The sequence below is a fragment of the Parasphingopyxis sp. genome (assembly GCF_028279465.1).
In the GTDB taxonomy this organism is placed as follows: domain Bacteria; phylum Pseudomonadota; class Alphaproteobacteria; order Sphingomonadales; family Sphingomonadaceae; genus Parasphingopyxis.
This window is the reverse complement of record NZ_JANQNS010000015.1, coordinates 528247-547985: the sequence shown is the minus strand read 5'-3', so window position 1 is coordinate 547985 and position 19739 is coordinate 528247. Positions and strand designations below refer to the sequence as shown.

Sequence of the window (19739 nt, the reverse complement as noted above, 5' to 3'; positions counted from 1 at the left end):
GGAGCTTGATGCGGCTCCGCTAGCGATTTGTCACCGGATTATCGGCGCTGTCCTACCATTCATCCATCGCGGCTTCGAGATTGACGCGGATGGCTTCGAAAAACTGTTCGCTCGTCATCCAGGCCTGATCCGGGCCGATCAGGATCGCGAGGTCTTTGGTCATCTGTCCATTCTCGACGGTCTCGATGCAAACGCGTTCCAGCGTCTCGGCAAAGCGCGTCACTTCGGGCGTCTCGTCGAACTTGCCCCGATAGATGAGGCCGCGCGTCCAAGCGAAGATCGAGGCGATCGGGTTAGTCGAGGTCGCCTTGCCTTGCTCGTGCATCCGATAGTGCCGGGTCACGGTGCCATGAGCAGCTTCGGCTTCAACGGTCTTGCCATCCGGCGTCATCAGCACGGACGTCATCAGGCCGAGCGACCCAAAGCCCTGCGCAACGGTGTCCGACTGCACATCGCCATCGTAGTTCTTGCAGGCCCAGACGAACTTGCCGTTCCATTTCAGTGCGCTCGCGACCATGTCGTCGATCAGGCGGTGCTCATACTCGATCCCGAGCTTGTCGAAATCGGCCTTGAACTCACTCTCGAACACCTCCTCGAACAGGTCTTTGAACCGGCCATCATATTTCTTCATGATGGTGTTCTTGGTCGAGAGGTAAACGGGCCATTCGCGCTGCAGGCCGTAATTCATACTGGCGCGGGCGAAATCGCGGATGCTGTCGTCAAGATTGTACATCGCCATCGCGACGCCGGGGGAGGGGAAGTTGAAGACTTCCTCGTCCATCACCGTTCCATCGTCGCCTTCGAACACGAGGCGCAGCTTGCCCGGCCCCGGCACGAGCATGTCGGTCGCGCGATATTGATCGCCGAACGCGTGACGGCCGATCACGATCGGATCGGTCCAGCCCGGCACAAGCCGCGGGACATTTTCGATGACGATCGGCTCGCGGAATACGACACCGCCCAAGATGTTGCGGATCGTGCCATTGGGCGATTTCCACATCCGCTTGAGATCGAATTCCTCGACGCGCGCCTCGTCCGGCGTGATCGTCGCGCATTTGACGCCGACGCCATGCTCTTTGATCGCGTTGGCGGCATCGACGGTGATCCGATCATCCGTTTCGTCGCGCTTCTGGATGGAAAGATCGTAATAATGCAGGTCGACATCGAGATAGGGCAGGATCAGCCGCTCGCGGATCCATTCCCAGATGATCCGCGTCATCTCGTCGCCATCGATTTCGATGACCGGATTCTTGACCTTGATCTTCGTCGCCATGTGCCGTGTCGCTTTCCGGAAAGGGGAGTTTCGAGAATTTGCGCCGGTCTAGGGCGCAAAGGGCGTGCAATCAACCGGGTGCGGGCCGGAAAATGCTGCCGATTGTTCTTCGGCGTGACCGACTGTATCAGATCGGCATGACAGAGCTTCAAAAACCGCCGGAGGACGAGCGTACCGTCCGCTGGCAGTGGCCCACCATCCATCCCGAGGCCTATGTTTATCTGGCGATTTCCGGTGCGGCGGCGATTTTCTTCCTGTGGCTGGGCTGGGGCATAGTGGCCTGGCCGCTCATCGGCTTCACGATATGGATCGCATCCTTTTTTCGCGATCCGGTCCGCGTCACGCCAACCGGAGACGATCTGATAATTGCCCCCGCCGATGGATTGGTGACGCTGATCCGCGATGTGCCACCGCCGGCGGAACTGGCGGGGCCGGACGGACTGGGCGATGAGCTGATGTGCCGCGTATCGATATTCATGAGCGTGTTCGACGTGCACATCAATCGCGCGCCGATGAGCGGCACGATCAAGGATGTCATCTATATATCGGGCAAGTTCGTGAACGCCGATCTCGACAAGGCGAGCGAAGACAATGAACGCCAGCATATCATGCTCGAAACGCGCGATGGGCAGCGGGTCGGTTTCACGCAGATCGCGGGCCTCGTCGCGCGGCGGATCGTCCCGTTCGTCAAACCCGGCGACATGGTGGTCGCGGGGCAGCGCGTCGGTCTTATTCGCTTCGGCAGCCGCGTCGATGTCTATCTACCGGCCGGCACGGCACCGCGCGTCGTGCTGGGTCAGAAAACACTGGCCGGCGAAACCGTCATCGCCAAAATCGGCGAAGACATGCGCGCATTCGGCATATCGCAATGAAGCCCGGGCTCGGCAGATCGATGCGGGGAATCCCGCTGCGCGCGATTATCCCCAACGGCATCACGGTGCTGGCACTGTGCATGGGATTAAGTGCTGTGCGTTTCGCGCTCGACGCGAAGTGGGAAACGGCGCTCACCTTCATCGTCATCGCTGGCGTACTCGACGGTTTCGACGGCCGGATCGCTCGGCTGCTCAATGGCCAGACTCGGTTCGGCGCGGAACTGGATTCTCTGTCGGATGTCATCGCCTTCGGCGTCGCGCCGGCGCTGATCGTCTATCTGTGGGCGCTCGAAGCCGTGCCCCGCTACGGCTGGATATTCGCGTTGGCTTTCGCCGCCTGTTGCGCGCTGCGGCTTGCGCGATTCAATGCGAGCATCGACGAAGACGAACAGCCGCATAAATCGGCCGGCTTTCTAACCGGCGTGCCATCGCCAACCGGTGCGGGCCTTTTGATGCTGCCGATCTTCCTGACGCTGGTCACCGAAGAACCTGTGTTCCGTGAATTCTATATCGTCGCGCCCTGGACCGCGCTCATCGCCTTCCTGATGGTGTCCGATATCGCCACGTTCAGCTGGTCGTCCATCCGGTTGCGCAGAGGGCTGCGTTTCGGCGCCTTGGTCGGCATCGCCGGACTGATCGTCCTACTCGTCAATATTCCCTGGGTGACCTTCTCGGCGATCGCCATCGCCTATATCGGCAGCATTCCGATCAGCATGTGGCGCTATGCGAAGGTCAGGCAGCGGCGCGCGCAGGTTGAAACGGGCGCGATGTCCGCCGAGTAACTGTCCGATATGCCCTGACAGACGTCGTAGCGCGGCGCGGCAGCGGCTTGCGGACGAGTGGCGATGTCGCAGAAACAGACGTTCCGGACAGGGCAGCGCAAATCCGTGCCCAATGTCCATGCACCGTCAGAACAATGACCGCCAAAGGCGCGATCATCGCACCGGTGAAAAATATCGCGGCCAGTGTCTGAAACATATCGATCTCCATCTTTCTGCCTGACGACCCCATGCCGCTTCGGCGATATCGGCGTATTTATGTTCGCCTTGTGTTCCACTCTGTATGTTCCGTTAATGTTCCGGTCAACCCCGGGCTTGCATTTTTTCCGTTCACCGCCTATCTGGCGCGCATTCCACATGGGAAGCGCACATACCGGTGTTGGGGCCGATGCCCCGATTCTTGCTTCCCAGAGGTATAACCGGAAGGAGAAAGACTATGGCGGACATTTCCGTCACCATGCAGCAATTGCTCGAGGTCGGGGCACATTTCGGCCATCAGACCCATCGCTGGAACCCGAAGATGAAGCCGTATATTTTCGGCGATCGCAACGGGGTTCACATCATCGATCTGTCGCAGACCGTCCCGCTGTTCCAGCGGGCGCTCGATTTTGTCGGCCAGTCGGTCGCGTCGGGCGGCAAGGTCCTGTTCGTCGGCACCAAGCGCCAGGCGCAGCAACCGATCGCGGAAGCGGCCCAGTCCTGCGGCCAGCATTTCGTCAATCATCGCTGGCTCGGCGGCATGCTGACCAATTGGAAGACGATTTCCAATTCGATCAAGCGCTTCAAGAATCTTGAAGAGCAGCTTGGCGGCGACACGTCGGGCTTCACCAAGAAGGAAGTCCTGCAGCTGACGCGCGAGCGCGACAAGCTTGAGCTTTCACTCGGCGGTATCCGCGATATGGGCGGCCTGCCGGACGTGATGTTCGTGATCGACGCCAACAAGGAAGACCTGGCGATTAAGGAAGCCAACACGCTCGGCATCCCGGTCGTCGCGATCCTCGACTCCAATGTGAGCCCGGACGGCATTGCCTTCCCGATCCCGGCGAATGACGACGCGGCGCGGGCTATCCGGCTCTATTGCGAAGCGATCGCCGCGGCAGCCGGTGCCGGTTCGCAGGCAGCCGCCGCTGCTTCGGGCGAAGATTTGGGCGCGGCCGTCGAACCGCCGGCCGAACCGGCTATCGCCGAAGCATAGCCGTAACAATCCGCGTTTAAGCGATCGACCGCCGGGTCCGCAGCCCGGCGGCCGAAAATTTTTGAAATTGCAAATATAAGGACGGACACATGGCCGACTTTTCCGCCAAGGACGTAAAGGAACTGCGCGACCGCACGGGCGCAGGCATGATGGATTCGAAGAAGGCGCTGCAGGAAAATGGTGGCGATATCGAAGCGGCTGTCGACTGGCTGCGCACCAAGGGCCTCGCCGCTGCCGCCAAGAAGGCAGGCCGCACGGCCGCCGAGGGCCTGGTCGGCGTTGCCGTATCCGGCACGACCGGCGCGGCTGTCGAGGTCAACTCGGAAACCGACTTCGTCGCGAAGAACGATCAGTTCCAGGACTTCGTCGCCAAGGTGACGCAGATCGCCCTCGACACGGACGCCGATATCGATGCGCTGAAGGTGGCCGCATATCCCGACGGTGGAACCGTCGAAGAGAAGCTGACCGACAATATCTCCACGATCGGCGAGAATCAGAGCCTGCGCCGCGTCGGCAAGATTGCTGTCGATAACGGCGGCGTCGTCTCCTATGTCCATAACGCGGCAGCGGACGGCATGGGCAAGATCGGCGTACTCGTAGCACTCGAAAGCGGTGCGGGTGCGGACGTGCTCGAACCGCTCGGCAAGCAGCTCGCCATGCACATCGCCGCGGCATCGCCGATGGCGCTGACGGGCGACGGCCTCGATCCTGAAATGATCGAGCGCGAGCGCGCGATCGCCACGGAAAAGGCCGCCGAATCCGGCAAGCCCGATAATATCGTCGAGAAAATGGTCGAAGGCTCGATCGCGAAGTACCGCAAGGAAAACGCGCTGATGAGCCAGATCTTCGTCATGGACAACAAGACGAAGATCGAAGACGTCGTCGCGCAGGCGGCCAAGGACGCGGGCAGCGAAATCGCGCTCAAGGATTTCATCCGCTTCCAGCTCGGCGAAGGCATCGAGAAGAAAGAAGAGAATTTCGCCGAGGAAGTCGCCGCAGCCGTCGGTGCTTAGCGCAATTCTCCGATCGCGCGCTATTCACAGGCGCATGATCAAATGCTTGGCAGCGGCGCGCACCCCCACTAGGGTGCGCGCCGCATCCATATCAGCCTGACGAGAGACTATTCCGGCGATGTCCCGCCCTCACTATAACCGCATATTGCTCAAGCTCTCCGGCGAAGCGCTGATGGGCGACGGCCAGTTCGGCATCGATCCGGAAACGACTGCCCGCATGGCACAAGAAGTCGCGGCGGCGAAAGAAGCCGGCCATGAACTCTGCCTCGTCGTTGGCGGCGGCAACATCTTCCGGGGCCTCGCCGCAGCGGCCAAAGGCTTCGACCGGACGAGCGCCGATTATATGGGCATGCTCGCAACGGTCATGAACGCGCTCGCCGTCCAGAACGCGCTCGAGCAGATCGGTCAGGACACGCGCGTCCTTTCGGCCATTCCGATGGATTCGGTCTGCGAACCCTATATCCGCCGCCGCGCCATGCGGCACATGGAGCGTGGCCGGATCGTTATTTTCGCGGCTGGCACGGGCAATCCCTATTTCACGACAGACACCGCGGCTGCCCTGCGTGCAGCCGAAATGAATTGCGATGCACTGTTCAAGGGCACGAGCGTCGACGGTGTCTACGATGCCGATCCGAAAGAGGTCGAAGGCGCTACGCGCTACGAGACCCTCAGCTTCAACCGCGTGCTCACCGACAATTTGAAGGTGATGGATGCGGCAGCCGTCGCACTGTGCCGTGACAACGATATACCGATCGTTGTGTTCAACATTCGGGAGCGGGGCAATCTTGCCAATGTGCTCGCCGGCGAGGGCGTCGCGACGACCGTCCAGCAAGAAGGAGACGCCTGATGGCGGAATATGACAAGAGCGATCTGGAGCGCCGGATGAACGGCGCCATTGAATCGCTGCGCGGAGACCTTGGCGGTCTCAGGACCGGCCGGGCATCGGTATCGCTGCTCGATCCCGTGCAGGTCGAAGTCTATGGCAGCAACATGCCGCTCAACCAAGTGGCGACGGTCAGCGCACCGGAACCGCGCATGCTTACCGTGCAGGTGTGGGACGGTTCGAATGTGCAGCCGGTGGAAAAGGCGATCCGCGCTGCAGGGCTCGGCCTCAATCCGCAGCTCGACGGGCAGATGATCCGCCTGCCGATCCCCGATCTGACCGAAGAGCGCCGCAAGGAACTCGCCAAGCTTGCCGGGCAATATGCGGAAAAGGCGAAGGTCGCTGTCCGCAATGTCCGCCGCGACGGGATGGATGCGCTGAAGGCCGATGAGAACAAGAAAGAGATCGGCGAGGATGACAAGAAACGCTCCGAAGCCGAGGTCCAGAAGCTGACCGACGACAAGATCGCCGAGATCGACAAAATCGCCGGCGAGAAAGAAAAGGAAATTCTCGAACTGTGACAGCCGAGCCGGCCCGATCCGTGGACGACGCGGCGGCCGGTACGGGCAGCGGCGCGGGGGTGCCGCGCCATGTCGCGATCATCATGGACGGCAATGGGCGTTGGGCACAGCGGCGCGGACTGCCGCGCATTGCCGGGCACAGAAAAGGCATCGAGGCAGCGCGATCCGTCGTAAAAGCGGCCGGCGCGCTCGGCATTGAAGTGCTGACGCTCTACGCTTTCTCCTCGGAGAATTGGAGCCGGCCGGCAGCCGAGATCGCCGATCTGATGGACCTGTTGCGCCGGTTTATACGTAAGGAACTGGAGGCGCTAGCAGGGGAGGGCATCCGCATCCGCGTCATCGGCGATTATCAGGCCTTCGAGCCTGATGTCGTCGAGCTGATCGACGGCGCGATCGCCCGCACGGCCGATAACAGCAAAGCGACCCTGGTCGTCGCGCTGAACTACGGATCGCAGTCGGAGATCACCCAAGCCATGCGGGCAATTGCCCACGATGTCGCGCAGGGCCGGGCCGACGCGGCCGATATCACCGCCTCGACGATCGACAGCCGGTTGAGCACCAATGGCCTCCCGCCGCTCGATCTGCTGATCCGGACGTCGGGTGAATGCCGGCTGTCCAACTTCCTGCTCTGGCAGGCGGCCTATGCCGAGCTCTATTTCACGGACACGCTCTGGCCGGATTTCGACGAACAGGCGTTGCGCGATGCCGTCGGCGATTTCGCGCGGCGCGAGCGACGCTATGGCGGTCTATGACGGAAATCGCCGCGCCCAGCGGCTTTCGCAATTTGTGGAAGCGCGCAATTACGGGACTCATACTCGTTGCCGTCGCCCTCGGCGCGCTCTGGTTCGGCCAGTGGAGCTTCTGGCTGCTGGTCACTGTGCTCGCCGGAATCATGATGTACGAATGCGGGGGGTTGCTGAGACTGCCAGCCCGCAAGACTCTGTCCGGCGCGATTGTGATTGTTTGTCTCATGCTCGTTTTCAGCCCGGCCTATGCGCCGGTCGACCGGCTCGACCTTATGACTGCGGCCGTGGTTGCGGTCGTGCTCGGCTTCGCATTCTGGAGCGCGCGCCTCGCTGCCGGTTTTGCCTATATCGCCGCCGCGTCGATCGCTATCGTCTTCCTGCGCGAGCAGGGTGGTTTGGTGCTGACGCTTTGGACGCTCGCGATAGTGTGGGGGACCGATATCGGCGCCTATTTTTCCGGCAAAACCATCGGCGGCCCGAAGCTAGCCCCCACATTCAGCCCCAACAAAACCTGGGCCGGACTGATCGGGGGCATTGCAAGCGCCATGCTGGTGAGCGGCATATTCGTGATGACGACCGAGCTACCGGCGCTGATCGTCATCTTCGCTGCGGTGCTGGCGATAGTCGCACAGCTTGGCGATCTGCTTGAAAGCTGGTTGAAACGAAAGGCGGATGTGAAAGACAGTTCCAATATCTTTCCTGGCCATGGCGGGGCGCTTGACCGGCTGGACGGTTTGCTGCCCGTGGCGATATGCGTCGCCGGATTGAGCATTACCGGCTGGGCGTCATGAGCGCTCGCAAACGCATATCGATACTGGGCGCGACCGGATCGGTCGGCCAATCTACGCTCGACCTCGTAAACCGCGAGCCGGAGGCGTTCGAGGTGATCGCGCTGACCGCGCATCGCGATGTGAAGGGGCTTGCAAGAACCGCGCGGGAAAACAATGCGAAGCTGGCGGTGATCGGCGATCCCGAGCTCGCTGGAGAGCTAAGCGAGGCGCTCGCGGGCAGCGGCATCGAGACAGCGGCGGGCACTGAAGCTATTTGCGATGCAGCGGCCATGGATGCCGATTTCGTGATGGCGGCGATCGTCGGCGCGGCGGGCGTCCGCCCGGTCATGGCGGCAATCGAAGCGGGAACGACCGTGGGGCTCGCCAACAAGGAGTCGCTGGTATCGGCGGGATCGCTGATGCTCGAAGCCGCCCGGAAGCGCGGCGTGACCATCCTACCCGTCGATTCCGAGCATAATGCGATTTTCCAGTGTTTCGATCATGAGCGGCCCGGCGGCATTGCAAGCATTATTCTCACCGCCAGCGGTGGACCGTTCCGCGAATGGACACGCGAGCAGATGCGCGATGTGACGCCTGAACGCGCCATACAGCACCCCAACTGGTCGATGGGCGCGAAAATTTCGATCGACTCGGCCACCCTGATGAACAAGGGGCTGGAGCTGATCGAAGCACGCTATCTCTTCGATCTGCCGCCGGACGATTGCCGGATTGTCGTCCATCCGCAGTCCGTCATCCATTCGCTCGTCGAATATCGCGACGGCTCAGTGCTCGCCCAGCTCGGCGCGCCCGACATGCGGATACCGATTGCCCATACGCTCGCTTGGCCCGAGCGCATGGATACGCCGTGCGAGCGGCTTAACCTCGCCGAAATCGCCAGGCTCGATTTCGAAGAGCCCGATGCCGAGCGTTTCCCCGCCATCGCGCTCGCCCGCTCGGCGATGGAAGCCGGTGGCGCGCGCCCGGCGATCCTGAACGCGACGAACGAAGAAGCCGTCGCCGCGTTTCTGGCAAAGCGGATCGGTTTCCTCGATATCGCCGAGATTGTCGCGCGCGTGCTGAACGGCTATGCGCCGGACGCGCCGCAAACGCTGGACGATGTATTTGCCATCGATGCGGAAGCGCGCGCGCATGCGCAACAGCAGATGGAATCCCTCGCCGCATGATCGAAAGCCCCGGAATTCTTTATTCTATCGGTGCGTTCCTGCTGATCATCGGGCCACTCGTCTTTGTGCATGAGATGGGCCATTATCTGGTCGCCCGCTGGTTTAATACGAAGGTCGAGAAATTTTCGATCGGCTTCGGCCGGGAGATCGCCGGCTGGACCGACAAGAATGATACGCGCTGGAAGATCGGCTGGCTGCCGCTCGGCGGCTATGTGCAATTCGCCGGCGATCTGAACGCCGCGAGTCAGCCCGACCCCAATTCGAATGCTCTACCCGATGCCGAGAAGGCGGAGCTCTTCCAATACAAACCCGTCGGGCAACGCTTCCTGATCATCCTCGCCGGGCCGATGATCAATTTCCTGTTCGCGATCATCCTGTTCATCGGAATATTCGCCGCCTACGGCCAGGCTCAGAATCCGGCGATCGTCACCGCGCTGGAAGAAGGCTCTCCGGCGGACGTTGCCGGCTTTGAGATCGGTGATCGTATCACCTCGGTACAGGGCCGGGAAATCGATCGGTTCGAGGATCTGGCGCGTTACGTGAGCCTTCGGCCAGGCGAGGAGATGACGTTCGGTATCGAGCGCAACGACGAGCCTTTTACTATCGCAGCCACGACCGCCGACGTGACCGTCGAAGACCGGTTCGGCAATGAAGCGCGGATCGGCCGGATCGGTGTCTACGGATCGGCGATCGAAATCCAGCAGCTATCTTTGCTGGAACTACCTGGCGCGGCCATCGACCAGACGGTTTCGAGTCTCGAGATGATTACGGTCGGCCTGTGGCAGATCATTCGCGGCCAACGATCGATCCAGGAGCTTGGCGGGCCATTGAAAATAGGTCAGATTTCCGGGCAAACGGCGTCTTTGGGGATATATGCCTTCCTGATCTTCATGGCAATGATCTCGATTAATCTGGGATTCATCAACCTGTTGCCAATTCCGATGCTCGACGGGGGTCACCTGGTGTTCTATGCGGCCGAGGCCGTTCGCAGAAGACCGATAAAGCCAGAGGCACAAGAATGGGCTTTTCGTATGGGTCTTGCCGTCTTGCTGGGTTTCATGCTGATGGTGACGGTAATCGATCTGGGTTCGTTCGGTGTCTGGGAGCGACTGAGCGGCTTGATCGGCTGACTTCTATCGGGCAGGGCGGGTTCCCACCGGAATAAGATAATAAGGGCGGTTTGCGTGCATCTGAGTAACCCACGATTTTCAAAACGGACTTGGCTTTCCGGCCTTCTGATCGGTACGGCGCTCGGCGGCTTTGCCGTGCCCGCCCATGCGCAGACGTCCCAACAGGATCCGCTCGCCGAGTTCAATACCGAAGCCGAAGCAACGCAGACGGATACGGACCTCGCCGCCGGCGCAGTGATCCGTTCGGTTCAGGTCGAGGGCTCCCAGCGCATCGAGCCCGATACTGTCCGCTCTTATATCGAACTTGCTCCGGGCGCGACCTACACGCGCGAAGATCTGGACGAAGCACTGCGCGACCTTTTTGAGACCGAGCTGTTCCGCGACGTCGAAATTCGCGACAATCAGGGCGATATCGTGATCGTCGTGCAGGAAAATCCGGTCATCAACCGCATTCTGCTCGAAGGTAATCGCCGGCTCGACGATGAAGATATCCGCACCGAAATCCGGCTGGCCCCGCGCCAGATTTTCACCCGGTCTCGCGCACGCGCCGACGTAACACGGATTATCGAACTTTATCGCCGGCGCGGCCGTTTCGCCGCCTCCATCGAACCGCAAATGGTCGAGCTCGATCAGAACCGCGTCGATATCGTGTTCGAGATCAGCGAGGGCCCGCGCTCGCGCGTCCAGCAGATCAACGTCATCGGCAACGAGGTTTTCTCGGACAGCGATCTGCGCTCCGAAATGGCAACAAAGCAATCGCGCTTTTTCCGCTTCTTCTCGTCGAGCGACACATTTGATCCGGACCGGCTGGCGTTTGATCAGCAGAGGCTCCGCCAATTCTATCTGACCGAAGGCTATGCCGATTTTCGCGTGATTTCCGCTGTGGCGGAACTGACTCCCGATCGCCGCGATTTCATCATCACCTACGTCGTAGAAGAAGGAGAGCGCTACCGTTTCGGAGACTTGGAACTCGATTCCGACTTGCGTGATTTCCGATCCGAGCAGTTTTCGAGTTTCATTCCGATGCAGACCGGCGATTGGTATAATGCGCAACAGATCGAAGATACGATCGACAGTCTGAATGAGACGGCCGGCCTGCTCGGCTATGCGTTCGCCGAGGCACGGCCGGAATTCAACATCAACCGCGATGACCGCACGATGGATGTGCGCTTCCGCATCGAGGAAACACCGCGCGTCTATATCGAGCGCATCGATATCAACGGCAATACGCTCACCCGGGACAAGGTCGTTCGGCGCGAATTTCGCCTGCAGGAAGGCGACGCATTTAACAGTTTCCTAGTCCGGCGCTCCCAGGCGCGCATCCAGTCGCTCGGCTTCTTCCAAGAAAACTTCGAAATCCAGCAATCGCCGGGTTCCGCGCCCGACCGGATCGTTCTGACGGCGAATGTCGAGGAAAATGCGACGGGTGAACTGCAACTCTCGGCGGGATTTTCAAGCCTTGAGCGCTTCATCCTGAATTTCTCGGTCCGCCAGCGCAACTTCATGGGCAAGGGCCAGGAACTGCGCGCAGGCGTCAACTGGTCGAGCTTTTCGAACTCGATCGAGCTTGGATTCACCGAACCCTATCTTTTCGACCGCAATATCGCGGTCGGCGTCGATTTGTTCCGGCGCGATTTCGACTCCTTCAACTTCATCGGCAACGACCGCAACACGACTTTTCAGCAGGTCAGCACGGGCTTCCAGATTCGGGCCGGTGTCCCGCTGACCGAGTTCTGGACGCTCGCGCTGCGCTATGGCCTGAGCCAGGAAGATGTTACGCTCGACGAGAATACCTTCTTCATCAACGATGAATGCAGTCCGCTGCTTGCCGGCCGCTTCCTCTGCGATGCGATCGGCAATCGCATAATCTCGAGCATAGGCTATTCGCTCGTCTACAATAATCTCGACAACAATATCCGCCCATCCCGTGGCCGCCGGGTTATCCTCAGCCAGGATTTTGCCGGCGTGTTCGGAGACGTCCGCTATCTGCGCACGCGGATCGACGCCGATCAATTCTTCAATCTCGGCTCAGGTTTCATTTTCGGTCTAAGCGCCGAGGCCGGTTACATTTACTCGTTTGAGAATCGCCCTGGGGAAGGGATCGACGATGTCCGGCTGACCGACCGTTTCTTCCTCGGTGAACCACAGATCCGCGGGTTCGACATTCGCGGCGTGGGGCCGCGGGTACAGCGTTTCTTTTATAACGTGGGCGATGGCGCTGATGGGTTCTCCAACGATCTGATTACCGATCCGCGAAGTGTCCAAGACGACGCGATCGGCGGCCGGGCTTACTATCTGGCCCGCGCCGAGCTTGAGATACCGCTTGGGTCTGGCGCTAGGGAACTCGGGTTCCGGCCTTCGATCTTCATCGACGCTGGTGCCGTATTCGGCGTCACGGACCCTGTCTTGCAGACGTTCCCGTGTCTTGATGCTGATGGCAATGAAGTTGGTCGCACGCCCTGTAGCGATGGAGCAACGCCTGGGCGAATCAACGTTCAAGCTCGTGATATAGATGGCAATCTGTTATACATCTTTACAGATCCTGTTACCAACGAGCAAACTAGTACCACCGATCCTGTCACCAATGGTGTGGTAAATCCGCCTTTATTGGCAACATCACAACCCCCCTTCCTAGAACGTTTCGTTGGCGATTCGCCTTCGCCGCGTGTAACGGTCGGCGTCGGCGTATCCTGGAACTCGCCATTCGGGCCGTTCCGTATCGACCTCGCTTATGCTCTTCTTCAGGAAGAGGGAGACGAGGATAAAATCTTCTCATTCAATATAGGAACGCAATTCTAATGTTTTCAAAAACCAAGAACTTTTTTGCAGGATTATTGCTCACGCTTCCGCTGGTCGCCGCGACCCCGGCCCATGCGCAGGCTCGCGGCGTAGGAGTGGTCGGCGTCGATGCTGCTATACAGCAGACCACAGCCTATCAGGCAGCGGTAGCCCAGATTCAATCGACCTATGCAGCGCAGATCCAGCAGGCACAAACGCGCGCTCAGGCGCTTCAGGCGGAGTTGCTGCCTTTACAGCAGGCCGCACAAGCCGCGCAGCAGGCCAATCCCAATGCGCAGACGCCGCCGGCGGCTGTGACGACCTTTACGCAGCGCCGCCAAGCCGCCGAGCAGGAACTCGCGACGCTGAACCGTCCCGTCACTCTGGCGCAGCAATATGTCCGAGAACAAATCGCCATACACTTCAATGATTCTCTCGAAGCCGCGATGACTGCTTCGAACGTCGATCTCGTTCTCGAACCGAACGCCGTCGCGGCACTGGCTCCGAACACGGCTGCCAACATCACTCCGGCCGTGACGACCCAACTCAATACGCGCGTACCGAGCGTACAGGCAATCCCGCCGGCCGGCTGGAACCCCGGCGACACGCTGCGCGCCGCACAGGCAGCCAGTCAGGCGACCACGGCCCAGCCTGAAGGCCGGTGAGCGAGGCACCGTCGACGGAAGGGACCGCTATCGGCCCGCTTGATATCAAGCGGGTGATGGCGGCCATTCCGCACCGCTATCCTTTTCTGCTCGTCGACCGCGTCGCGGAGATCGTTCCGGGCGAATCAATAACGGCGATCAAGGCCGTTTCGATGAACGAGGAATATTTCCAGGGGCATTTCCCGGGCCGCCCGATCATGCCCGGCGTGCTGATCATTGAAGCGATGGCTCAGGCAGCTGCGATCATGGCCGTTGAAGAACTCGATCTAATCGAAAGCGGCAAGCTCGTCTATTTCATGGCGATCGACGGCGCGAAATTCCGCGCACCGGTCGAACCGGGTTGCCTGCTGACGCTGAAGGTCGGCTATTCGAAGAAGCGTTTCCCGGTCTGCAAATTCGCCGGCAAGGCCTATGTTGATGACAAGCTCGTCGCCGAAGCCGATTTCACGGCGATGATCGCCGATCCGCCGGAAGCCTAAGGACTAGACCCGGACCCAGCGATCCTCTTGCCGCGCAACATGGAAAACGCCTTCGAGAATATCTGCGGAGAGAGCGTTTTCCGGTGTGTCATCTCGCACGACCCGCCCTTTGTCGATCACGATCACCCTATCGCCATAATGGCGGGCGAGATCCAGATCGTGGATCGACAGAATCACTGTCCTGCCCGCATTCGCTTCTTCGCGGCGCCGCTCCAATACCGTCAACTGCCAGTGCGGATCGAGATTAACGTATGACTCATCCAGCAATAGCACTGTCGATTCAGGCGCGAGCACACGTGCCATCATCACGCGAGAGTAGTTCGGATATCGTCGCTATCAATTTGTGTTTCGCAGGCCGTGTCGGGCAGCACCCCGTAGTATCGAAGGAGGGATTTGCCGCTGACAGTTGCGGGCACAGCGCCGGACTTGCACCGGATTCCCTTTTCACCGCGCTATGCGCACGGCACCTTTTGCTGAAAACAGCGGCTACGCGCGGCTGCAAGCCCTTGTCAAGCAGCGCCGCAATCGCTAGATGCGCGCCTTCGCTTGAACCGGCTGGTCGGTAACCAGCCACATGGAAAGCCATAGCAATGAAAACCGATATTCACCCCGATTACCACATGATCACGGTCAAGATGACCGACGGCACCGAGTTTCAGACCCGCTCCACCTGGGGCGCGGAAGGCGACACGCTCAGCCTCGATGTGGACCCGAAATCGCACCCGGCATGGACCGGCGGCAGCCGTAACCTCGTCGATAGCGGCGGGCGGATCGACCGCTTCAACAAGCGTTTCGGCGGACTGACCCTCAAGAAAAGCTAAGGCTTTTTCACGCTGAAGAACGGTTTGACGTCCCCATGTAAAGGGGCGAACACTAACGCGCGCAAGCTGCAGGAGAGTATCGTGGAAAACTGGGATACGGACGAAGACGGCAATATCGTCGTGCACCCGTTTTACGGATATGAATCGGCGATAGCGCCCGACCAGATACTGCTACGGCTCATGTATTACGGGCTCGGCCCCGATATCGAAGGCGGAGAAAGCGGCGTACTGCAATGTGCGCTAACCCCAGATATCGCGCGCAAGCTCGCAAATGACCTGCTCGCAAACGCCGAACGCGCCGAGGAACGGCAAAACGAGCAGCATTAAGCTGCTGGGTAGATCTTTCCATTTGACCCGTAGAACAGTGCATCGGGCCTACGAGACGATACCAGATAGCGTTCTATGTTTGGCCTGTTCGCAAAGTGCGCACGGAATGTTTTCAAAGCCGGGAAGCGCGCCAGGGCATCAGGAAACTGGCTGGCCGCTCCATCAATCATATCGAACGCTACAAAATCCGCGATCGTGATCACTTCGCCGGCCCAGTATGGCGTTTCCGTTCCGCGGGCGCCGTAGTAGATTTCGATAGGGTTCAATAGTTCGGGTAGTTCCTCGCCCACGAACCTTTTCCTGTCCGCTTCCGATTTGGACAGCGCGCCAAATGTATGGGCTATCCGGTTTCCATAGTCCCTCCAGATCTCGATAGTCACGTCGCATCTTACACGCGCGACTTCAGTGTCGCCGAGCATGCCGTACTTCCGGCCCAAATGGTTCAGAATCGCAAATGTCTCCGGAATCTCGAGATCACTTTCACTGTACACGGGCATCCTTCGGAACGGCGTCGAGGATCTAAGTGCAGGCCATTCCTCCAGCGTGATCTGCCTGTCAGTGAAAGGCACCCCCAAGTCTTTCAGGAGAAGGCGGATAGGTTCGGCACGTCCGCGAATGTCGAAGTACAGAAGCTGTGGTTTGTCGGACATCTTGCGACAATATCACAACTCCAGAATCGTGTCGTCAGTTCACCGTCGAACAGATTTACAAAAGTAATGTCCTGGCCGCTTCCAGCCAGTCAGCAGACATTTCAGCAGAGTCCCAAAGTCGCCTTAAACAGGACTCTTAAGGCTACGGCTGAAGTCCTCCGCAAATCACTCTTTCCGAAATTTAGGGTAATCGTCCAGCCCTGCGATAATCTGGCGTTACAGAAAGCGGCGAGAAACCCACCCGGCTTATCAGAGTGGCGGACAGGGTGGGATTCGAACCCACGGTGAGCGTGAACCCACGCTGGTTTTCAAGACCAGTGCCTTAAACCACTCGGCCACCTGTCCGCTTGCGGTGGCGCTTATCGTGCAAACGCCCTTTTGTGCAAGCCATGCGACGAAAAGCCTTTCTTTTGCGCCCGCCGCTATGGCAGGAGAATGCGGGAAAGGTATCCCGATGCGTCATCTCAAACTGATCAAAGCGTTTTTCCTGGTCATCGCGGGCTTCGGCCTGACAAGCCCCGCCACCGCGCAGACCGATGCGGGTTTCCGTGCCTATATGCAGGAGCTGCGCGCCCAGGCGATTGCCGAAGGGGTGCGTCCGGAAACGCTCGATCGGATAATACCGACTCTGAGCTATAATCCGCGCGTCATTCGGCTCGATCGGAACCAGCCCGGCGGTAGTTTCGATTCGCCGATTCCGCCTTTCGCGCCGTATCAAGCCCGCCACGTCAATCCCACGCGGATCAATGGCGGCGTCGCGACCTATCGCCGCGTGATCGGCCAATTGCGCGATATCGAAGAGCGCACCGGCGTGCCGGGCAAGATCGCCATCGCGATATACGGTCACGAAACCGGCTATGGCCGAATTACCGGCGATTTCGATCTGCCGCGCTCGCTCGCCACGCTCGCCTATGATGGCCGACGGCGGGAGCTTTTCGCGGGCGAGTTTATAGCAGCCATGAAAATGATCGACAGGGGCGTGCCGCGTGACCGGCTGGTCGGCAGCTGGGCTGGCGCGTTCGGTTATCCGCAATTCCTGCCCAGCGTCTATCTGCGTCTCGCGATCGATGGCGATGGCGACGGACGCGCGGAAATCTGGCGCAGCGAGGCGGACGCGCTCGCTTCGATCGGCAACTATCTCGTCAATGCCGGCTGGCGGCGCGGCGAGCCTTGGGGAATAGCCGTCAACGTGCCATCTTCGCTCAATCGCGGCGCCATAGAAAATCGCACCAATGCAACACGTTGCCCCCGCGTCATGGAGCGACACAGCCGCTGGCTGTCGATGGCCGAATGGCGGGAGCTCGGAATCCGCCCGCAGCGCGGTATCTGGCCCGACGACACCGTCATGGCAACGCTGCTCGAGCCAGATGGGCCGGGCAACACCGCCTATCTTCTCACCAACAATTATCGCGTGATACTCGACTATAATTGTTCGAATTTCTATGCCTTGTCGGTGGGGTTGTTGGCCGATGAAATTGTTCGATAAGACGAAATGGATTGCAGGGCTTTCGCTGGTCGTACTTGCCGGGTGCGGCGGTAGCGGCGGGCGCGAGCTTCCGCCGGCGTCTGCGGGCGGGCAGGGCCCGGTCTATGGCGAAGCGGTGTCGGACACGCCGGTCCAGATCGGTGCGCCCTATACAATCGCGGGCCGCACCTACACGCCGTCCGATCCATCGCATTATGACGAAGTCGGCCTCGCTTCCTATTATGGCGCAGAACTGTCCGGCCGCCCGACGGCCAATGGCGAACGTTTCCGGCCATCCGGGATCAGCGCTGCCCATCGTACCTTGCCTTTGCCCTCCTATGTCGAGGTAACGGCACTGCAGACCGGTCGTACGATCCTGGTGCGCGTCAATGATCGCGGTCCCTTTGCCGGAGACCGGATTATCGACTTGTCGGTCGGCGCGGCGCGGCAACTCGGGATCGTCGAACAGGGCACCGCGCCGGTGCGCGTACGGCGGGTTCAGCCTATCGAGAGCGACCGCGCGCGCCTGCGGGCCGGTCAACCCGCTGAGCCGCGCCTCGATACGTCGCCGCAGCTGCTCGATGCGTTACGGGCGCAGTTCGAGCGGGGCGGGGGCGTCATCCCGCCGGCGACACCGCCGCCGGATTCGGCGGGCAACAACGCGCAGGCTGGCAGCGGCGCTTCCGGGCAGCAGAGCACCGGCGTCGACTGGCTGGTCGAGGAAGAACCTCAGAGACCGCCGTCTCAAGCGACGCAGCAACCGGCCGCGACCGGCAGCTATTATGTCCAGCTCGGCGCCTTCTCGAACGCATCGAACGCTCAGCGGCTGGCAGATCGCGCGCGAAGCCTTGGCCCTGTGCGGATCATGTCAGCCGGCAATATTCGTCGCGTCAGGATCGGCCCCTATCCGACACGGGCTGCCGCCCAACAGGCGCAGTCCCAAGCGCGATCCGCCGGGTTCGGGGATGCCCGCATTTTCCGGGATGGTGCACGATAACAGGAACGAGACGAGTATATGCGTAAGTTATCCATCCTCTTCGCCATGGCGATGGTCGCGGTGGCCGGATCGAGCCATGCACAGCGCCCCAGCTATGACGGCGAAGCGCCGATCGCCTATCTGGTCGATATGAGTTCGGGGGCAGTGCTGTTCGCGCGCAATGCCGAACGGCGGATCCCTCCGGCTTCGATGGCCAAGATGATGACCGCGCATGTCGTGTTCGATCTGCTCGACGAAGGGGAGATCTCGCTTGATCAGGAATGCACGGTCCGCCCCGATACGTGGCGCCAATGGAGCGGCCCCAGTGCGGGATCGACGATGTTCCTGTCACCCGGCGAACAGGTCAGCATCGAAAACCTGCTCTATGGCGTTGTCACGGTATCGGGCAATGACGCGAGCGTCGTGCTCTCCGAGTGCATCTCCGGCACGGAAACGGCTTTCGCAGCGCTTATGAACCGCAAGGCGGAGGAGCTCGGCCTCGAAAGCAGCAATTTCGGCAACAGCACGGGCTGGCCCGACGAAGGCGAGAGCTATGTCTCGGCCCGGGACCTTGCCCGGATCGCCGTCGCGACGATCCGCCGCTATCCCGAATATTATAGCCAATTCTATGGCCGGCGCGAGTTCACATGGGGCGAGACTATGGGCGGTCAGCCCATCACCCAGCCCAACCGCAATCCTCTAATGGGCAATGTCAATGGCGCCGATGGCCTCAAAACCGGTCACACCGAAGAGGCCGGGTTTGGTTTCACCGGATCGGCGGTGCAGGACGGACGCCGTCTCGTGATGGTCGTTGCTGGTCTCGATTCCTACAATCAGCGGATCGGTGAATCGACGCGCTTCATGGAATGGGGTTTCAACGCCTGGCAATCGCGGCGGCTGGTTGCGAGCGGCGGACGTATCGGTTCGGCCCAGGTGCAAGGCGGCAGCGCCGGCGAAGTCGGGCTTGTCGCGCCCCGTGACCTCGCGATCACCGTGCCTGCCGGCCTCGTTTCCGAACGCGAGGCGAAAATCGTCTATGAGGGACCGATCCGCGCGCCGATTGCCGAAGGCCAGCATATTGCCGATCTGGTCGTCGAGACACCGGGCATGCCGGCACAGCGCTTGCCGCTGGTCGCCGAAGAAGCGGTCGGCGAACGCGGCTTTTTCGGCCGAGCCTGGGCGGGACTGATGTCGCTGCTCGGCCTTGGATAA

Annotated in this window: 21 protein-coding genes, 1 tRNA gene and 1 riboswitch; of the genes, 18 read left to right on the top strand and 4 right to left on the bottom strand. The window is 60.5% G+C overall.

The window, feature by feature from the left end; genetic code table 11:
• Positions 1-52: 52 nt before the first annotated feature.
• Positions 53-1273, bottom strand: a complete 1221-nt coding sequence (locus tag Q0974_RS12250; protein WP_299327964.1) for an NADP-dependent isocitrate dehydrogenase — start codon at positions 1271-1273, stop codon at positions 53-55.
• A gap of 137 nt (positions 1274-1410) precedes the next feature.
• Here Q0974_RS12250 and Q0974_RS12245 point away from each other — a divergent pair, with 137 nt between their 5' ends.
• From Q0974_RS12245 to fabZ, 13 genes are all read left to right on the top strand, one after another.
• Entirely contained in the window at positions 1411-2145 is a 735-nt protein-coding gene (locus Q0974_RS12245) for a phosphatidylserine decarboxylase (protein WP_299327962.1), read from the top strand.
• Positions 2142-2927, top strand: a complete 786-nt coding sequence (pssA, locus tag Q0974_RS12240; protein WP_299327960.1) for a CDP-diacylglycerol--serine O-phosphatidyltransferase — start codon at positions 2142-2144, stop codon at positions 2925-2927. The genes Q0974_RS12245 and pssA overlap by 4 nt, the downstream gene beginning before the upstream one ends.
• 433 nt (positions 2928-3360) lie before the next feature.
• The gene (rpsB, locus tag Q0974_RS12235) at positions 3361-4119 is read left to right on the top strand and encodes a 30S ribosomal protein S2 (protein ID WP_299327958.1); all 759 of its coding nucleotides are present in this window, start codon (positions 3361-3363) and stop codon (positions 4117-4119) included.
• A gap of 89 nt (positions 4120-4208) precedes the next feature.
• Positions 4209-5132: a translation elongation factor Ts gene (gene tsf / locus Q0974_RS12230; RefSeq protein ID WP_299327956.1), complete on the top strand. Its 924-nt coding sequence runs from the start codon at positions 4209-4211 to the stop codon at positions 5130-5132.
• Positions 5133-5250: 118 nt separating this feature from the next.
• Positions 5251-5979, top strand: a complete 729-nt coding sequence (gene pyrH / locus Q0974_RS12225) for a UMP kinase (protein ID WP_299327954.1) — start codon at positions 5251-5253, stop codon at positions 5977-5979.
• Complete coding sequence (frr, locus tag Q0974_RS12220) at positions 5979-6536, top strand: ribosome recycling factor (protein WP_299327952.1); 558 nt, start codon at positions 5979-5981, stop codon at positions 6534-6536. Before pyrH ends, frr begins: the two co-directional genes overlap by 1 nt.
• Positions 6533-7288 carry an isoprenyl transferase gene (locus Q0974_RS12215; RefSeq protein WP_299327950.1) on the top strand — a complete coding sequence of 252 codons (756 nt, stop codon included), beginning with the start codon at positions 6533-6535 and terminating at the stop codon, positions 7286-7288. Before frr ends, Q0974_RS12215 begins: the two co-directional genes overlap by 4 nt.
• Positions 7285-8073 (top strand): phosphatidate cytidylyltransferase, encoded by a 789-nt coding sequence (locus tag Q0974_RS12210; protein WP_299327948.1) that lies wholly within the window; start codon positions 7285-7287, stop codon positions 8071-8073. Before Q0974_RS12215 ends, Q0974_RS12210 begins: the two co-directional genes overlap by 4 nt.
• Positions 8070-9236, top strand: a complete 1167-nt coding sequence (locus tag Q0974_RS12205; RefSeq protein ID WP_299327946.1) for a 1-deoxy-D-xylulose-5-phosphate reductoisomerase — start codon at positions 8070-8072, stop codon at positions 9234-9236. Before Q0974_RS12210 ends, Q0974_RS12205 begins: the two co-directional genes overlap by 4 nt.
• Complete coding sequence (rseP, locus tag Q0974_RS12200) at positions 9233-10366, top strand: RIP metalloprotease RseP (protein WP_299327945.1); 1134 nt, start codon at positions 9233-9235, stop codon at positions 10364-10366. The genes Q0974_RS12205 and rseP overlap by 4 nt, the downstream gene beginning before the upstream one ends.
• A 54-nt stretch (positions 10367-10420) precedes the next feature.
• Positions 10421-13165, top strand: a complete 2745-nt coding sequence (bamA, locus tag Q0974_RS12195) for an outer membrane protein assembly factor BamA (RefSeq protein ID WP_299327943.1) — start codon at positions 10421-10423, stop codon at positions 13163-13165.
• A 35-nt stretch (positions 13166-13200) separates the two neighbouring features.
• Entirely contained in the window at positions 13201-13809 is a 609-nt protein-coding gene (locus Q0974_RS12190) for an OmpH family outer membrane protein (protein ID WP_299327941.1), read from the top strand.
• Positions 13806-14288, top strand: coding sequence for a 3-hydroxyacyl-ACP dehydratase FabZ (gene fabZ / locus Q0974_RS12185; protein ID WP_299327939.1), 483 nt, complete (start codon positions 13806-13808; stop codon positions 14286-14288). The genes Q0974_RS12190 and fabZ overlap by 4 nt, the downstream gene beginning before the upstream one ends.
• Positions 14289-14291: 3 nt before the next feature.
• Here fabZ and Q0974_RS12180 read toward each other — a convergent pair whose 3' ends face one another.
• Positions 14292-14597 carry an ABC transporter ATP-binding protein gene (locus Q0974_RS12180; protein ID WP_299327937.1) on the bottom strand — a complete coding sequence of 102 codons (306 nt, stop codon included), beginning with the start codon at positions 14595-14597 and terminating at the stop codon, positions 14292-14294.
• A 22-nt stretch (positions 14598-14619) separates the two neighbouring features.
• Positions 14620-14769: riboswitch (cobalamin riboswitch) on the bottom strand.
• A 109-nt stretch (positions 14770-14878) separates the two neighbouring features.
• Between Q0974_RS12180 and rpmE the strand changes: the two genes are divergently transcribed.
• Both rpmE and Q0974_RS12170 read left to right on the top strand, forming a co-directional pair.
• Entirely contained in the window at positions 14879-15109 is a 231-nt protein-coding gene (gene rpmE / locus Q0974_RS12175) for a 50S ribosomal protein L31 (protein WP_299327935.1), read from the top strand.
• A gap of 81 nt (positions 15110-15190) precedes the next feature.
• A complete protein-coding gene (locus Q0974_RS12170; RefSeq protein WP_299327933.1) occupies positions 15191-15436 on the top strand; it encodes a hypothetical protein in 246 nt (81 codons plus the stop codon).
• Here the strand turns inward: Q0974_RS12170 and Q0974_RS12165 are convergent.
• Complete coding sequence (locus Q0974_RS12165) at positions 15433-16086, bottom strand: glutathione S-transferase family protein (RefSeq protein ID WP_299327931.1); 654 nt, start codon at positions 16084-16086, stop codon at positions 15433-15435. The two genes, Q0974_RS12170 and Q0974_RS12165, sit on opposite strands and share 4 nt — an antisense overlap.
• A gap of 255 nt (positions 16087-16341) precedes the next feature.
• A tRNA-Ser gene (locus Q0974_RS12160) sits at positions 16342-16431 on the bottom strand.
• 211 nt (positions 16432-16642) lie between these two features.
• Here Q0974_RS12160 and Q0974_RS12155 point away from each other — a divergent pair.
• Genes Q0974_RS12155 through Q0974_RS12145 form a run of 3 tightly spaced genes read left to right on the top strand, consistent with a single transcriptional unit; the run spans position 16643 to position 19739 of the window.
• On the top strand, positions 16643-17572 hold the full coding sequence (locus Q0974_RS12155; protein WP_299328529.1) for a lytic transglycosylase domain-containing protein: 930 nt from the start codon (positions 16643-16645) through the stop codon (positions 17570-17572).
• The gene (locus Q0974_RS12150) at positions 17556-18548 is read left to right on the top strand and encodes a septal ring lytic transglycosylase RlpA family protein (protein WP_299327929.1); all 993 of its coding nucleotides are present in this window, start codon (positions 17556-17558) and stop codon (positions 18546-18548) included. The genes Q0974_RS12155 and Q0974_RS12150 overlap by 17 nt, the downstream gene beginning before the upstream one ends.
• A 45-nt stretch (positions 18549-18593) precedes the next feature.
• Positions 18594-19739, top strand: coding sequence for a D-alanyl-D-alanine carboxypeptidase family protein (locus tag Q0974_RS12145; protein ID WP_299328526.1), 1146 nt, complete (start codon positions 18594-18596; stop codon positions 19737-19739).

Excerpts from the sequence above, each read along its gene's own strand:
- Q0974_RS12250 (WP_299327964.1), bottom strand. The coding sequence starts at position 1,273 with ATGGCGACGAAGATCAAGGTCAAGAATCCGGTCATCGAAATCGATGGC.
- Q0974_RS12245 (WP_299327962.1), top strand. The coding sequence starts at position 1,411 with ATGACAGAGCTTCAAAAACCGCCGGAGGACGAGCGTACCGTCCGCTGG.
- pssA (WP_299327960.1), top strand. The coding sequence starts at position 2,142 with ATGAAGCCCGGGCTCGGCAGATCGATGCGGGGAATCCCGCTGCGCGCG.
- rpsB (WP_299327958.1), top strand. The coding sequence starts at position 3,361 with ATGGCGGACATTTCCGTCACCATGCAGCAATTGCTCGAGGTCGGGGCA.
- tsf (WP_299327956.1), top strand. The coding sequence starts at position 4,209 with ATGGCCGACTTTTCCGCCAAGGACGTAAAGGAACTGCGCGACCGCACG.
- pyrH (WP_299327954.1), top strand. The coding sequence starts at position 5,251 with ATGTCCCGCCCTCACTATAACCGCATATTGCTCAAGCTCTCCGGCGAA.
- frr (WP_299327952.1), top strand. The coding sequence starts at position 5,979 with ATGGCGGAATATGACAAGAGCGATCTGGAGCGCCGGATGAACGGCGCC.
- Q0974_RS12210 (WP_299327948.1), top strand. The coding sequence starts at position 7,285 with ATGACGGAAATCGCCGCGCCCAGCGGCTTTCGCAATTTGTGGAAGCGC.
- Q0974_RS12205 (WP_299327946.1), top strand. The coding sequence starts at position 8,070 with ATGAGCGCTCGCAAACGCATATCGATACTGGGCGCGACCGGATCGGTC.
- rseP (WP_299327945.1), top strand. The coding sequence starts at position 9,233 with ATGATCGAAAGCCCCGGAATTCTTTATTCTATCGGTGCGTTCCTGCTG.
- rpmE (WP_299327935.1), top strand. The coding sequence starts at position 14,879 with ATGAAAACCGATATTCACCCCGATTACCACATGATCACGGTCAAGATG.
- Q0974_RS12165 (WP_299327931.1), bottom strand. The coding sequence starts at position 16,086 with ATGTCCGACAAACCACAGCTTCTGTACTTCGACATTCGCGGACGTGCC.
- Q0974_RS12155 (WP_299328529.1), top strand. The coding sequence starts at position 16,643 with ATGCAGGAGCTGCGCGCCCAGGCGATTGCCGAAGGGGTGCGTCCGGAA.
- Q0974_RS12150 (WP_299327929.1), top strand. The coding sequence starts at position 17,556 with ATGAAATTGTTCGATAAGACGAAATGGATTGCAGGGCTTTCGCTGGTC.
- Q0974_RS12145 (WP_299328526.1), top strand. The coding sequence starts at position 18,594 with ATGGCGATGGTCGCGGTGGCCGGATCGAGCCATGCACAGCGCCCCAGC.